The organism is Bacillus sp. FSL R5-0585 (assembly GCF_038004545.1).
Classification (GTDB): domain Bacteria; phylum Bacillota; class Bacilli; order Bacillales; family Bacillaceae_G; genus Bacillus_A; species Bacillus_A cereus.
The window spans coordinates 3316174-3329697 of sequence record NZ_JBBORJ010000001.1; the positions used below are offsets into that span (position 1 = coordinate 3316174).

Here is a 13524-nt window from a genome sequence, read left to right on the forward strand (position 1 = left end):
AACTAAAATAGGAGTCGACAATCGTTATTTTCTTCTTATTTTTAAAGCAATATGGATATACCTTCTTAACTCATTTGGATTGGATAAGAAAAGAAGACAGCTTAATTGATGTCTTCTTTTTTTATAGTTTTATGAATTTTTTTGAGCAGATGCTCTCCAATCACGAAAAGATGTTGGGCGTCCAGAAAAAGCTCTTTGCTTTGTAACAGATGGTTTTTCTTCAGGAGTCATTGTTTTTTCTTTAAGAGTCGCTGGTTTTTCTTTAAGCGTCACTGATTTTTCTTCAAGAATAGTCACAGCTGTTTGCATTTTCTCTAACTGTTCTTTCAACAATTGTTGTTCAATCTTTAAATCCGTAAGTAAACGTAAAATCATCTCAGAATTAGCCATAAGATCCTCCTTCCCCCAATACACAGAATAAAATACAATATGTAGAAGGCGGGATACCGGTGACAAAAATAAGGTCGTCAACTCTTTTTAACTTCTAAAATCCTTTTATTTTTTTAAGGACCTGCTCCATTCATCCTTAAAAACATAAAGTAAATTAAATCCATTAATAAATGGTCTTTATGGAAGGAGGAGTTAATATGGGCTATGGCGGTAGTTGTGGTGGAGGCTGTGGTTTCGGCGGCGGATTTGCCTTACTTGTTGTGCTCTTCATCTTATTAATCATCGTTGGCGCTAGCTGTTGGGGCGGCGGATTCGGCTGCTAAGGAGAGGCACTCTTGAGAGTGTCTTTTTTTTAATATGTGGCTCGTATACATATTTAAAAAATTTCCGTTCTAGAAGTATTATAATATTAGCTTAACATGTCAGTTCCCCCTAATTAATAGGTGGTTCTAGCCTATAAAATTCTTTTAAATATAAAATGAAACTATATTTCTCAATGAATAAAACAATTTAACATGGTAAAATAATATTTGGATGGGAGTCCAATATATTATTAAAATTAAGATGGTTCAAGTCGAAGGAAGGCACCTTAGGGTGTCTTTTCTTTTTTATAAATAATTATAAATTAAAATTGCAAAGGATGCTTACTACTTACAAGGAACATTTTCTTCCGTACAACTATTTATTTGAAACTAATTACTATCATAAATATAAAGAAGTTATAGATAAAGTAGTAAAGTAAATAAAACAAAATATAGATTTAATTCATGTTTCTCAACGAGGTACCACCAGCATTTTCAAAAAAATACGCTAAGCAAAAAAAATAATCAGCTGTCCATATGGACAGCTGATTTACATCATTACATTTCTATTATTTATCTTACCACTTGTACAGATACTGGTTTCCACCCCTGATTTTCTACCCAATCAATATTAACCTTATATTTTTTATTATTTTGCTTATCTCGTACATTACCGTAGGCTTTATTATTACCATTATTCCCAATAAAATCGAAAATCAATTGGCTCTCTGGAACATCAACAGCATAAGAAATTGCTTTTTTCATCTCACTCCAATCTACTGTTCCTTCTTTAAATTTCATTTCAGGTTTTGCTCCTTGCTCGGTACCAATTGGCTTCCAAGAAGGATTAGTTTGAGAACCCTTTTCTTGAGATGCCGTTTTTTCTTCCTCATTATTTTCAGTTCCGTTCGTTTTTACCAATTTTTCTGTTTTTGATTTCTCTTCTAGCTGTGCTGCCTCTTTATCTTCATTTTTCTTTTCTTCTATCTTTGCTGCCTCTTTATCTTCATTTTTCTTCTCTTCTATCTTTGCTGCCTCTTTATCTTCATTTTTCTTCTCTTCTATCTTTGCTGTTTCTTTATCTTCAGCTTTCTTCTCTTCTATCTTTGCTGTTTCTTTATCTTCATTTTTCTTCTCTTCTATCTTTTTTACTTTCTTTTCTTGAGCAATTGCTTTCGTTGATGTATTAGAAGGGGTAAACAATTGGTATGTCACTATACCAACTGTCACTAATACCAAAGTAAATGCAATATTAAAAATTGCCTTTTGACGACGATTCTGTTGTTTTTCTTGAAATCTGCTTACTTGTCCCATTCTTCAAACCTCCGTGTTTACTTTCTCCTCTACTCTTTATGTATTATCCCTAAAATTCTTAATATTTTTATTAAACAATAGAAATAAACTACACTTTCCATACAGGATTTCATATCATAATAAAATTTGTGTTTTTTCAAGTATCTGACATATGTTATTCAAAATAGTTTAATACATTAAAAATTGATAAGCTTCTGCACTTAAGAAACCTTCAATTTTATTCAAAGGTGATTCCAATTATGTCCATATTAGATCTCCTGTAGAAAGCTTTTTAACAATTAAACCTCTTCTTCCCTTATTTATAATTTTTAAATTAAATTTCCCTCTATAGTATAATAAAGATGTTTCGTTTTCTAATGGGGTATGTCGTAAAATCAAAAGGGATTTTATCTCTTTTACCTTCTTTTCAGAGTAAATTTCACCACTAGGAAATTCTATTATTCCTAATGTAATCTTTAATTCGCTCTCATCGAAAGGCCACTCCTTATTAAGTTCCCTTATCTTTTGTATAAAGCTTCTTTTGGTTTGTCCTATATATAGCAATGTTACACTCTTAGCACATACTCTAGAGATTGCAAATATCCCCTTCTTAGAAGCTTCTTCCCTATTATAAAAATCATTTATACTATACATTCCATACCATTTAATATGTACTGTTTCTATGAATCTCACCTCGTTTTTAGACAATATTATAATTTCTGAATGTTCAAATTATAATGGGCGCATAGTCCTGATTACTTGAATTATAAATTGTGCTTTTCAATAATACATTTTATTATTACTAATTTCAATAATACAAAAAAAATACAATATTATAGTTTAATTACAAAACTTTATAAAAAAACAAAGTGATGTCGTACCAAATATTATATTTTTTCAATATCAGACTACCATGAACAAAAGTTAGAGAGTTATGGAATAAAATATAATTTGTATGTACATTTCTTTCAAAAGAAGTTTTGTAGTTTGCAACTGAATTAAAAAAACATAGATTTTTATGACTCTTTCGGAGATATACCAAAGTGGGATCTTTTATATGCACGTTACTATTACCGAACTAAATTTCGGTATAGTATTTTTTTGCAGCTCCTTGATTTTTCACCAAATACGTATAAAAATTAATAGTATGAAAATAAACTGCTGGCTAAAAGTTTACTTTCGATAAAATAAAAAAGAATCTGCAAATCTGCAGATTCTCCTGATAATGATTATATAAGTATAGTATCATCCATTTATTTGACTATTATTAGGAAAGTATAAAACTGTTCACTAGATAGCAGAGTATTTTTACATATTGTATTAATTCCTTCTTCAAAAATCCCCCTAAAATAAAAAATACGCTATTCTTTCTGTAGAATCATAGGAAAGGATGGTATTTTTGTATGTCTATTTCTGTATTTGATGAATTATAACTATTTGCTCAAGAAATTCAAAGCTTTTTATGGATTTTCTTTTATTATATCGGTTTCACATATTTCCTCTAAACTCTCTAATACTTGATTTTTCAATTCAGCCATTAACTTATTTTCTATGACTTCTTATTCTTTTTCTTTTATAGGAATCATTGCAAGAACTGTTAAATCTGCATTCGTTAAATCTTTTATCACTTGATGAGAAGCAAATACCGGTAGCGAAACAATAAAACCATCATCTACTTTTGTAATATCATTATGTGTAACATACTCCAGAAATACTTTATTTGCAGCCGCTACAAATTCTTCATCGCCTGTTCCATCAGGGTATGATACACCAATTTCCCCTAACATAATATAATATTGCTTTTTAATACCAGTCATATCCATTGGATCAATGGATTGAATTTTGTAATTTACCATTCCAGATTTCACTTTTCTTTCAGGAATATCTAAGTCAAAAAACTCTCCAGCTTCTTCTAAAATAATATTGATATCTTTAATTGTTGTTATAGCATTAGTTGCTTCCTTAAAAAACATGAGTTGCTCTCTTAATAAAACAATATTTTCTTCCTCTTTCTTAAACTGTAGATTTTCTAAAATATCTTCTATTTCTTCTACATTTTCCAGAAAAAACATATCATTCTCCATATGAGGAATTAATTCTTTTAAGTTTATCAAATACATTTGTGAATATTTTATATTCATCTCTTTCATTTCACGTAATTTGTCTAGAAATTTTAATACCTTAGCTTTACGATATGTTTCTGCCATCATTTTCACCTCTCGTTACATTTTGTATACAATTCGTATACAATTCGTATACATTACGTATACAGATTGTATACGAGGCGTATTGGATTTGCAAGTATTAATTTTAAAATACAAAATTAATTGGTATTGTTTAAAAATTTTTATTATAGCTATCATGAATTTACTAATACAACGCCACCTATAAAGGTTACGATTCTAAAAAATATTAGATTTTCAAATATTTTTCTTCGCCTGCTGAAACTCTTACAGCGAAACGGACGAAAATCCCCATCGATACAGGGAGAAAACAGTCTTTAATATATTAGGTGTCGTTTACAATTGGACCATGTCTGATAATTAAGCCGCTTAATTTTAAAAATGAAACCCGTTAGGATTTATTTGATATGCAGAATCCCCAATGATTTGCACTGGTTTTTAGAATAAGAAAAAATCCCTTCTGAAACTGACCTTTCTTAGCCTTAGCTTGATAGCAATGTGGCGGTACCCCTCAATGAACAAAAAAATTAACATAGTAAAATAGTATTCGGATGGGAGTCCAATATATTATTAAAATTAGATGGTTCAAGTTGAAGGAAGGCACTTTAGGGGGGCTTTTCTTTATTTTCAAAAGGACCTACTCCATTCATTCTTAAAAACATAAAGTAAAGTGAACCCGTTAAAATACATGAATGGCCCTTAGTTTTAATCCTCTTACCTAAAGGAGGAACTATTATGGGCTATGGTGGTAGTTGCGGAGAAGGCTGTGGTTTTGCTGGAGGATTTGCTTTGCTTGTTGTACTCTTTATACTATTAATCATTATCGGATGCAGTTGCTTCTGCTAAAAAACTATTAGAAAGGACACTCTTATATGGGTGTCTTTTCTTTATGAAAAATATCTATAACCTTTTTCTTATGACTTTTAACATCAACAAAGGGTGATACAAACTATTACATATGTTTGTACCACCCTTTATTGATGCGTTTAAACTTCACAGTCGTTAAAGTTTTAGACTTCTCCCTTAGTGTACCCATATTATTAGAACATCCTGTAATCTGTAGACAAAATGTAGCTAATAAAAACAATATTAATAATTTCTTCAATAAATCCTCCTACATGCATAAAACACCATATATTACAAAACAAACATAACATCAACTCTTTATAAAAACAATATAATCCTCATTCCTTAAGCTATCTCTTAACATAGGAGTACCGCTACATATTCATACAGCCAAAATTTTAAAATATCCTCTACTTAAGGAATTTGTAAGTATCAAGTAAGAAAAACGAGAGCTTTGCTTCGTATAATCAAAATATAAAGTGAAGGAAGAAAGATTATTTCTGGGATTAATATGCATGTAACAAGAGAAGAAATCTACATTTTTTTAGAATAATAATATGAGTATGTCCAAGTTTTGGAGATTGCTTGCAAATATTTTGAAGTTTTCGCACCAGAATTCTAATTACCATACCTGTTTTGTACCATCACATATTGGAGGTTGAAACATGAATAAAAAAAAGAAAATACAAAAATCAGTCCTTACCTTTACCCTACTCTTTTCTTTAGGCGTTTCATCTTTCCCGCTTACAACAACTATTCACGCAGATACACATGAAGAACAATCTGCTGAAAAGAAACTAGTCTCTTTAACGGAGCGTACATCATTATTTTTTGAATATCTCCAGAAAGGTAAGTATGCAGAGGCACTACAGTTGACGTCTGCTGCTTTTCAATCCAAGTTTACAGCAACCACATTACAAAACTGGTGGACAAAAAGTGGCTGGAGCGGGATTAAAAGCATGGAAACCCCCGTGATAAAAAAAAGAAACTTGGTCCATCAGACGGTAGAAATTCCAGCAGCTACCGAAGGAACTACCATACCGCTACTTCTTAAATTCACACCTGGCGGGAAAGTAGATGAAATTGGAGAAAGGCCACCCGAGGAATCTTTTACCATCCCCCATCCTAGCTATGATCAACCTGACTCCTATCAAGAACGTGAAATCGTCATTGGAAATTCTACCTATCCGTTACCAGCGACATTAACAGTTCCGAAACATAAGCCTGGTGAAAAGCTGCCCGTAGTTGTTCTTGTTCATGGTGCTGGCATCCATGATCGCGACAGCACATACATGGGAACAAAAATCTTACGAGACATCGCAGTAGGACTTTCATCCAACGGAATTGCAGTGTTGCGCTATGAAAAACGTACCCTAGAACATGCATTAAAGATGAGTGCAGAACCTGTTACGTTAGATCGTGATACTACAGATGATGCTATCTATGCAGCAAAATCAGCAGTGCAGCAGGAAGGCATTGATCCAAATAATATTTTCATTCTTGGACATAGTCTAGGAGCCGGTACAATGCCACGTATACTGAGCAAAGCGCCTTCCTCACTTGTCCGAGGAAGTATCTTACTCGCACCACCTGCACGGCCTTTGACTGACATTGCCATTGATCAGTATCAATACCTTGGGGAGTCAAAGGAAGTAATCGATGAATTAAAAAGACAAGTCGCTTTTATCCAGGATCCTGCTTTCAATCCTGACCATCCTCCAGCTGGCTACAATTTGGGGTCACCTCATTTTATGTATGATGTTTCTAGGTGGCGTCCAGTTGAAGAAGCAAAATCACGAAAAGAGCCTTTACTCATTTTGCAAGGAGCACGCGATTATCAAGTAACAGTAAAAGATGAATATACAAAATGGCAGAAAGGACTTTCAAACCGCGGGAATGTTCAGTTCAAAAAATACCCGAAATTGAATCATTTCTTCACGGAGGGTGACGGTGAATTAAGTCTTCCTAGTGAATACGAAATCCCTGCTAACGTTCCCGAATACGTCATCCAGGACATTATTACATGGGTTAACGAGACAAAAAAATAAGAAAACATCAAAAGCCTTCATGCAATCATCATTGCGTGAAGGCTTTTTTGAAACTAGTGATTCAGAGATAGCTATTATTTTATATAATATTTGCCCCAAAACGAAAAATTAGAGTCTTTTATAGCAATGAAGTTCATTTTAGGAGCAACCTGTTCTGTGAGCTTAACAGTGATGGGCGGTACCCCTAGAATAAAGAAACAAGAGTAGTTAAAGAGACTACTCTTGTTTCTTTTCCTTCTCTTCTTTTTCAATTTCAGATACAGATTTTGCTGGTTTTTTAATCATTTTATCTAATTCCCCAGAACAACCAAACTTATCCTCAAATTTATCTGTAGTACTTATACTTGCATCAAACCATAATTCCTTATCATTATTTATATATCCTTCTACAGAAGGAATTCCCATTGGACTTACATCATTTTTTGTAAATGTAATCGATTTTACATCTTTAATATTATAGTGAATATATTTTTCTACCCGTTCTTTTTGTTCATTCCAAAACTTTTCTTCTTTTTCTTTTTGTTTTAAGTATTCTATAGTAAAATATCCTCCTGCTATGAGTACCAAAGCAGATACAACCAAAATCATTACTTTCTTCATTGGAAATCTCCTTATAAAAAGCCTACCAATGTATTCTTCTTAAAATGGGATACAGAAAATAAGAGTAGCGCAAAGACTACTCTTGTTTTTTTTCTTTCTCTTCTTTTTCGATTTCAGATACAGATTTTGCAGGTTTTTTTATCATTTCATCTAATTCTCCAGAACGCGTAAATTTGTCTTCAAAGTTTTCAGTTGTACTTATACTAGCTATAAAATCTAATTCTTTATTATTATTTATATAACCTTTTATATGAGGAACTCCCATTGGACTTATCTTATTTTCTGTAAATGTAATCGATTTTACATCTTTAATATTATAGTGAATATACTTTTCTACTCGTGCCTCTTGTACTTTCCAAAACTCTTCTTCTTTTTCTTTTTGTTTTAAGTATTCCATAGTAAAATATCCTCCTGCTATGATCACCACAGCAGATACAACCAAAATCATTACTTTCTTCATTGAAAATCTCCTTATAAAAAACTTACCAATGCATTCTTCTTAAAAATGGGATAGAGAAGACAAGAATAGTACAAAGACTACTCTTGTTTCTTTTCCTTCTCTTCTTTTTCAATTTCAGATACCGACTTATCAGGTTTTTTTATAAGTTTATCTAATTCCCCAGAACATCCAAAATCATCTTCAAAATTTTCCGTAGTACCTATACCAGCATCAAACCATAATCCCTTATCACCATTTATATAACCTCTTATATGAGGAACGCCCATTGGACTTACCTTATGTTCTCTAAATGTAATCGATTTTACATCTTTAATATTATAGTGAATATACTTTTCTACTCGTTCTTTTTGCTCGTTCCAAAACTTTTCTTCAATTTCTTTTTGTTTTAAATATTCCATAGTAAAATATCCTCCTGCTATAATACAAATAATGGATAAAACAATTACCAATTTCTTTTTCATTTAAAATCCCCTTGTATTTGAATATAGTTAAAATATACCATGAAATGAGTTGAGACATATGAGTGAATTTAAAAAGAATCCAATTGCGACAGATGAAGATTATTTCAAACTATCAGATAACGTTTATAATAAAGATTTTTTGCACGAAGAGGCAAAAATCAAAGGATCTAATGGTCAAGAATGGAAAGTTATAGAAACATTTGATGCAGATAAAACAAAAGTAAAAAATGGATTACAAGCAATCGCTGTAGTACCTGCAGATAAGTATAAGCCTGGTAAAAAACAGTATGACGATGTAATCATTGCATTCCGTGGTACTGAATTTGATAGATTCGATGGAGATAAAACCACAGATATAGTTCAAATTACACTTGGACAGAAAAAGAACCTTGGTGTAGCAGGCGGAAAAGCTCCGACATCATTTGATAGTGCATTAGAATTCACAGAAAAAATATAATCCTACATCTATTCACACTACCGGACATAGTAAAGGTGCTGCGGAGGCTCAATATGTAGCAGCAGAAATGAATTGTTATGCAACAACATATGCTGCACCAAATATTTATAGATTACTAAGTGATAAAGCAAAAAAACGAGTAGATGAAGGCGTAATGGAAAATAAAGTAGTAGATTATACTCATAAAGAAGATGCTGTAGGAAATTTCAATCAATTTGGAGCACCTATGATTGGTAAACAATTTACAACAAAAAGTAATGGAACAGATAGTATTCTCGCGGCTGTATTTATGGGACAACATCCAATGTCAACATTTCTAGAAATGTTCCACAATAATGGTAGTGTTCGACTAGAATTAGAACCAGATGATATCATTCGTCATGCAAAAGAGATACAAAAAATAAGCGATATATTATCTGATATTATTAGAAATATAGAAATATTCCAACAACAAGAAGAAGAGGAAGTTGCGAAATTAAAGAGTCAATTGAAGCATGAGACAGGCCCTGGAGGAAAATATCATCTGTTAGAAGAACATGAAGTAGATGAAGCAATTAGAGAGGTTGCGAAAATATCCCAAAACGGAAAAGACTATTTTCATGATATACAACTAGCAGAAGAACTAATTCATCTTTTACGGAAAAAACAAAAAGAATTGATTCATTTTGGAGATGATATTGCTTATGCAGCTAATTCATTACGAGATAAAGATAATCAATTAGGAACAAATTTTGAAGGACTGGCGGCGAGATAATATGATGGATTTTATAGGGGAAATTCAAAAAATAGAGAAAGAAATAGAGAAAGCTACAGTTGGTGCAGTTGGAACTATTATAGATGAGTTGCAAGCTGTTAAAAAGCAATTAGAAAAAGAACTGCAACAATCACTTTTAAAAACTGATGTAGCATTCAAAACAAATAGCATAGTAGCAAGCCAAAAACATGCCATTCAAAAAAATAAAGAAGCATTTCATGATGTATGCAAAAGTTTATCTGAACAAGGAATTGAATTAAACAAAAGTTTTGAAAGCAAAACAGGTAGTGCAATAAAAGAAACATTACATAAACATCTCAATCAAATTCGAAATGAAATGATTTCTAAACAATATGATTTAATTAATAGTTGTGGAAAAAAATAAAAAATTTCTATTATTATTTTAATCTATATGTATTAGAAAAAGTCCCCTTATGTAGGACTTTTTCTAATACACGAATAGATGCTATATTATCAAGCATTGCTCCTGATTCCATTCTATGTAGCTTTAATTTCCTAAAAGCGAAATCTACAACAAGTTGAAGAGCCTCTATTGTATAGCCCTTAGCATTATGCTCCTTATCTAAAGTAAATCCCGTATAACAGCTTTGGAGGTCTCCCCTAACAATTTGAGTTAATGAAATGTCTCCGATCAGTTTATCATTTTCTCTTAAAAAGATTCCAAAAGGATTACTTGCCCTTCAGCTTTCTTTTTTCATACTTGTTCAAGACGTATTTTTTGATGTTATTTTGTATAAAAAACTTTTGGGAGCAACCTGTTCGAAAAATTGATAAAGAATAAGCGATTGAAGGATGAAAACAGAAGACTCCAAGGAAAACTGTATGAACAAATATAATGAAACAAGGCTCTTACTTTGTAGCGGTATCCACGAAGTAAGAGCCTTGTTTTTTCTACTCATTTTTTATATCAGTCTTGATTTTCTAATGGAAAGGCACAGAAAATCTACTACAGAAGTTGTGATACCTCTAGGATTAACAAATTCTTTAAATTTCTGTGTACTACGTACAAGCCCTCTACTTTTGGCATGTGCCTCTAATTCAGCTCGAACTTGTATTGTATCCGGAGCCATTCTTTCTAAAGCATGTTCAGAATATTTACGAACATTGATTTCAAGTTTTTAAAACTCATTTATTGTAACTGTAAAATGTGGCTTGAATTTTACTTCGATTTTTTTCTTTTCTTCTGTACCTATAATGTATAGTGAATCATTACGAGTATATATTTCTTTCACTGATTCCATCTTGGTTTCTATGATACGTTTGTCTTCGTATAGCATTATTAATTCAACTGTTGCATCATAATAGAACATATTCATAACCAGTTCAAATCCAAGTTTATCAATTTTACTATATCGATACGCACCTGCACCTGGAATATAGTAATCTTCTGGTTCGCTTTCGAAAATTTCTAGTAACTCATACTTATCATGTTTAATATCCAATATTCCTCAACCTTTTTGTCATAGATTACTTACTATGCTATTCATTCTATTCTTTTTTCTTTGCGGGAACAACTGTGATAACGTCACCTTTATCATTTATAACTACGTAGCCTTCGTCTCTAACGTATTTCCAAGTACCAGGATTGTCTCCTGGTTTGCGAGTGCCCGTTTTTATAATATCTTCAACTACATTTGGAGTCATTCCTTGAGGATCAACTTTTTTAATTCTTCCATGTATTTATCTGATCCGAATGTATACCCTTTTCTTTCAGCTCGCTCACGTGCTCGTTTTGTAAGTTCTGCTCGAACCTGAATTGTATCAGGTGCCATTCTTTCAAGCGCATGTTCAGTATACTTACGCCCATCAATGACGCCGCCACCTCTTGGCATACTCCATCCAATCTCTTCAGTTACCTTTGATACTTTCCCTAAATCCTTCGCTTTTTGCTCTAACTCTCCATATTTACCAAATACTCGACCAATAACTTTAGGAGTGCCACCTACAACTGTAGAAACAGTTCCCCATACATAATCATTCGGCTCATATTTTCTGTCTGTGAAAAATTCTCTTCCATTTTATCTGGATCAACACGTACTTGCCCCAACTAATTTCCTTCCTTCACTTATATGTATAAAACTTCCAAATATAAGTATAGCAAATTGATAGAGTTGGTCCAGACATGATTCGTAAATGTGTACTTTTTAATATGTTAGCGGGCCCCATATTATTTAAATTAAGATGATTCAAGTCGGAGGAAGGCTCCTTAGGGTGTCTTTTCTTTATGAATAGAAAGCACGCCTATTTCCGTAGGTGTAGTAAATGGTAACCCCTATTACCATTTATTTAAATATTCCTAAGTTGATATTATATAATTTAGATATATTTAAATTGTATTTTTATTATATAAGTAGTGCAAAAGAAGTTAGACTTTGTTATCATGTTCTACGAATTAAAATTATTTCAAGGAGGATTTTTTGTGTTTGGTATATTAAAAAAACAATGTCGATTCAATAAAATGTCGGCAATATCGTTAGGGATTTTTGTGTTTTATATGATTTTAAAGCAACTTATCGCACTAGTTTATTTCATTAGTGATGAACAGTTTGGCGGGATGAGCATTTCGTTTGACGCAATTGATTTGTTAGTTGTTCTAATAATTTATTTTTATTATCGTAGATCTAAAGAGCCTTTTACAAATCAAAATAATTTTACGATGAGTTTGCCAAAAAGCTTACTTTTAGGTCTAGTACTAACTGTAGTATGTAAATCCCTACCGCTGTTACTAGCAGACTTTATAAGTTTTCAGTCATCTAATCAAGTTGAATTAGAAAGCCAAGTAACGTTACCCATTTTAGTCTTCGCATTTTCTATTGCTCTAGTAGCACCCATTGGTGAAGAAATTGTCTATCGTGGTGTTATACAGCATGGAATTTTTAAAAATTCCTGGTTAGGTGTACTTGTTTCTTCAGCTATTTTTGCAGGTATGCATGTTAGTCTTCTTTCTTTAGAAACAATTCCATATTTCCTTTTGGGAATTGGTTTAGGTTGTACTTATAAGTTAACCGGGCGTTTATATGTGGGAATTATAATGCACATGATTAATAATTCGCTAGCAGTGATTGCTATTTATTATTTTTAACTAAAAGAATAAGAGAGAATATGCTACAGGTGAATATTAAGAAAATTAATTTGTTAATATCTTAACCCTATTTTAGACCGAACCGTCCGGTCTAAAATGTTAATTCAAGTCAGAAGACACCTTTGGGTGTCTTTTTTTCTGCATTAAAAAGCCCACCTATTTTCTGAAGTGCACCCCAATTGTTAGACATAGTCTAACAATTGGGGTGCACTTCAGAATCACTACTGTTTTTTATTATGTATCTTCGAATGTAAACTTATGAATACTAGTCTACTTTCTATCATTTTCCAAGAATTTTATGTAAAAATAACAAAATTTCTTATTTCAAACCGAAATTACGTGATAATTCTTCATCATGAGAAGCAACGGCCTCTGCAGTTTTATTAAGCTGCATATTAATTTCTTGTAATAGCTGTGCAAAGTTTTGTACTTTTGGCTTTAATTGATTGAACTGTTGATCAAAACCTTCAAAAGCACGTCCTTCCCATTCTCCTCTTAATTCATTTTGTAAGTTTTGTAGTTGACGTAAAATGTCTTCAATTTGATTTGCACTTTGTCCATATCGAGCCGCTTTCGATTTAAGCTCCTCTGGTGACATACGAATTTGCCCTGCCATTTTTATCTCCC

General features: G+C 32.2%; 15 protein-coding genes and 3 pseudogenes. 6 read left to right on the top strand and 12 right to left on the bottom strand.

The genetic code is table 11. The annotated features are described in order from the left end of the window. Window positions 1–129: 129 nt before the first annotated feature. The gene (locus tag MKY38_RS17055; protein WP_000013693.1) at window positions 130–390 is read right to left on the bottom strand and encodes a hypothetical protein; all 261 of its coding nucleotides are present in this window, start codon (window positions 388–390) and stop codon (window positions 130–132) included. Window positions 391–587: 197 nt separating this feature from the next. Here MKY38_RS17055 and MKY38_RS17060 point away from each other — a divergent pair, with 197 nt between their 5' ends. After that, window positions 588–713 carry a YjcZ family sporulation protein gene (locus MKY38_RS17060; protein WP_000540377.1) on the top strand — a complete coding sequence of 42 codons (126 nt, stop codon included), beginning with the start codon at window positions 588–590 and terminating at the stop codon, window positions 711–713. Between the two features lie 552 nt (window positions 714–1265). On the opposite strand, the gene MKY38_RS17065 is transcribed toward MKY38_RS17060, so the two are convergent. The 3 genes from MKY38_RS17065 to MKY38_RS17075 all read right to left on the bottom strand — a co-directional run bounded on the left by MKY38_RS17065 (window position 1266) and on the right by MKY38_RS17075 (window position 4195). Then, window positions 1266–2006, bottom strand: a complete 741-nt coding sequence (locus tag MKY38_RS17065) for a YrrS family protein (protein ID WP_341049215.1) — start codon at window positions 2004–2006, stop codon at window positions 1266–1268. Window positions 2007–2243: 237 nt separating this feature from the next. Beyond that, window positions 2244–2678, bottom strand: coding sequence for a hypothetical protein (locus MKY38_RS17070; protein ID WP_002100802.1), 435 nt, complete (start codon window positions 2676–2678; stop codon window positions 2244–2246). Window positions 2679–3544: 866 nt separating this feature from the next. Continuing rightward, window positions 3545–4195 (bottom strand): hypothetical protein, encoded by a 651-nt coding sequence (locus tag MKY38_RS17075; protein ID WP_341049216.1) that lies wholly within the window; start codon window positions 4193–4195, stop codon window positions 3545–3547. 708 nt (window positions 4196–4903) lie between these two features. Here MKY38_RS17075 and MKY38_RS17085 point away from each other — a divergent pair. Further along, the gene (locus tag MKY38_RS17085) at window positions 4904–5014 is read left to right on the top strand and encodes a YjcZ family sporulation protein (protein WP_000540371.1); all 111 of its coding nucleotides are present in this window, start codon (window positions 4904–4906) and stop codon (window positions 5012–5014) included. A gap of 106 nt (window positions 5015–5120) precedes the next feature. Here MKY38_RS17085 and MKY38_RS17090 read toward each other — a convergent pair whose 3' ends face one another. Further along, complete coding sequence (locus MKY38_RS17090; RefSeq protein WP_170965453.1) at window positions 5121–5273, bottom strand: hypothetical protein; 153 nt, start codon at window positions 5271–5273, stop codon at window positions 5121–5123. Window positions 5274–5679: 406 nt separating this feature from the next. Between MKY38_RS17090 and MKY38_RS17095 the strand changes: the two genes are divergently transcribed. Beyond that, a complete protein-coding gene (locus MKY38_RS17095) occupies window positions 5680–7062 on the top strand; it encodes an alpha/beta hydrolase (RefSeq protein ID WP_070179787.1) in 1383 nt (460 codons plus the stop codon). A gap of 216 nt (window positions 7063–7278) precedes the next feature. Here the strand turns inward: MKY38_RS17095 and MKY38_RS17100 are convergent, their stop codons facing one another. From MKY38_RS17100 to MKY38_RS17110, 3 genes are all read right to left on the bottom strand, one after another. Next, window positions 7279–7662: a DUF1433 domain-containing protein gene (locus MKY38_RS17100; RefSeq protein WP_341049219.1), complete on the bottom strand. Its 384-nt coding sequence runs from the start codon at window positions 7660–7662 to the stop codon at window positions 7279–7281. 76 nt (window positions 7663–7738) lie between these two features. Continuing rightward, window positions 7739–8122, bottom strand: coding sequence for a DUF1433 domain-containing protein (locus MKY38_RS17105; RefSeq protein ID WP_065223419.1), 384 nt, complete (start codon window positions 8120–8122; stop codon window positions 7739–7741). 77 nt (window positions 8123–8199) lie between these two features. After that, on the bottom strand, window positions 8200–8583 hold the full coding sequence (locus MKY38_RS17110; RefSeq protein ID WP_000728343.1) for a DUF1433 domain-containing protein: 384 nt from the start codon (window positions 8581–8583) through the stop codon (window positions 8200–8202). Window positions 8584–8641: 58 nt separating this feature from the next. On the opposite strand from MKY38_RS17110, the pseudogene MKY38_RS17115 reads away from it, so the two are divergent. Together MKY38_RS17115 and MKY38_RS17120 are read left to right on the top strand one after the other, a co-directional pair. Further along, window positions 8642–9794, top strand: a pseudogene (locus tag MKY38_RS17115) (hypothetical protein). Window position 9795: 1 nt separating this feature from the next. Then, complete coding sequence (locus tag MKY38_RS17120) at window positions 9796–10179, top strand: hypothetical protein (RefSeq protein WP_044796009.1); 384 nt, start codon at window positions 9796–9798, stop codon at window positions 10177–10179. A 13-nt stretch (window positions 10180–10192) separates the two neighbouring features. On the opposite strand, the pseudogene MKY38_RS17125 reads toward MKY38_RS17120, so the two are convergent. The 3 genes and pseudogenes from MKY38_RS17125 to MKY38_RS17135 form a co-directional block, all read right to left on the bottom strand. Beyond that, window positions 10193–10572: pseudogene (locus MKY38_RS17125) on the bottom strand (GNAT family N-acetyltransferase); the annotation flags it as partial. Between the two features lie 361 nt (window positions 10573–10933). Next, window positions 10934–11257, bottom strand: a complete 324-nt coding sequence (locus tag MKY38_RS17130) for a hypothetical protein (RefSeq protein WP_061113210.1) — start codon at window positions 11255–11257, stop codon at window positions 10934–10936. A 46-nt stretch (window positions 11258–11303) separates the two neighbouring features. Further along, window positions 11304–11833: pseudogene (locus MKY38_RS17135) on the bottom strand (hypothetical protein); the annotation flags it as partial. A gap of 401 nt (window positions 11834–12234) precedes the next feature. Here MKY38_RS17135 and MKY38_RS17140 point away from each other — a divergent pair. After that, complete coding sequence (locus MKY38_RS17140) at window positions 12235–12897, top strand: CPBP family intramembrane glutamic endopeptidase (RefSeq protein WP_000467045.1); 663 nt, start codon at window positions 12235–12237, stop codon at window positions 12895–12897. Window positions 12898–13216: 319 nt separating this feature from the next. Here the strand turns inward: MKY38_RS17140 and MKY38_RS17145 are convergent, their stop codons facing one another. Beyond that, a complete protein-coding gene (locus tag MKY38_RS17145) occupies window positions 13217–13513 on the bottom strand; it encodes a WXG100 family type VII secretion target (protein ID WP_065224629.1) in 297 nt (98 codons plus the stop codon). Window positions 13514–13524 lie beyond the last annotated feature (11 nt).

Bases quoted from the DNA above. Each gene is read 5' to 3' on its own strand.
- MKY38_RS17055 (WP_000013693.1), bottom strand. From the start codon at position 390: ATGGCTAATTCTGAGATGATTTTACGTTTACTTACGGATTTAAAGATT.
- MKY38_RS17060 (WP_000540377.1), top strand. From the start codon at position 588: ATGGGCTATGGCGGTAGTTGTGGTGGAGGCTGTGGTTTCGGCGGCGGA.
- MKY38_RS17065 (WP_341049215.1), bottom strand. From the start codon at position 2,006: ATGGGACAAGTAAGCAGATTTCAAGAAAAACAACAGAATCGTCGTCAA.
- MKY38_RS17075 (WP_341049216.1), bottom strand. From the start codon at position 4,195: ATGATGGCAGAAACATATCGTAAAGCTAAGGTATTAAAATTTCTAGAC.
- MKY38_RS17085 (WP_000540371.1), top strand. From the start codon at position 4,904: ATGGGCTATGGTGGTAGTTGCGGAGAAGGCTGTGGTTTTGCTGGAGGA.
- MKY38_RS17095 (WP_070179787.1), top strand. From the start codon at position 5,680: ATGAATAAAAAAAAGAAAATACAAAAATCAGTCCTTACCTTTACCCTA.
- MKY38_RS17100 (WP_341049219.1), bottom strand. From the start codon at position 7,662: ATGAAGAAAGTAATGATTTTGGTTGTATCTGCTTTGGTACTCATAGCA.
- MKY38_RS17105 (WP_065223419.1), bottom strand. From the start codon at position 8,122: ATGAAGAAAGTAATGATTTTGGTTGTATCTGCTGTGGTGATCATAGCA.
- MKY38_RS17110 (WP_000728343.1), bottom strand. From the start codon at position 8,583: ATGAAAAAGAAATTGGTAATTGTTTTATCCATTATTTGTATTATAGCA.
- MKY38_RS17120 (WP_044796009.1), top strand. From the start codon at position 9,796: ATGATGGATTTTATAGGGGAAATTCAAAAAATAGAGAAAGAAATAGAG.
- MKY38_RS17145 (WP_065224629.1), bottom strand. From the start codon at position 13,513: ATGGCAGGGCAAATTCGTATGTCACCAGAGGAGCTTAAATCGAAAGCG.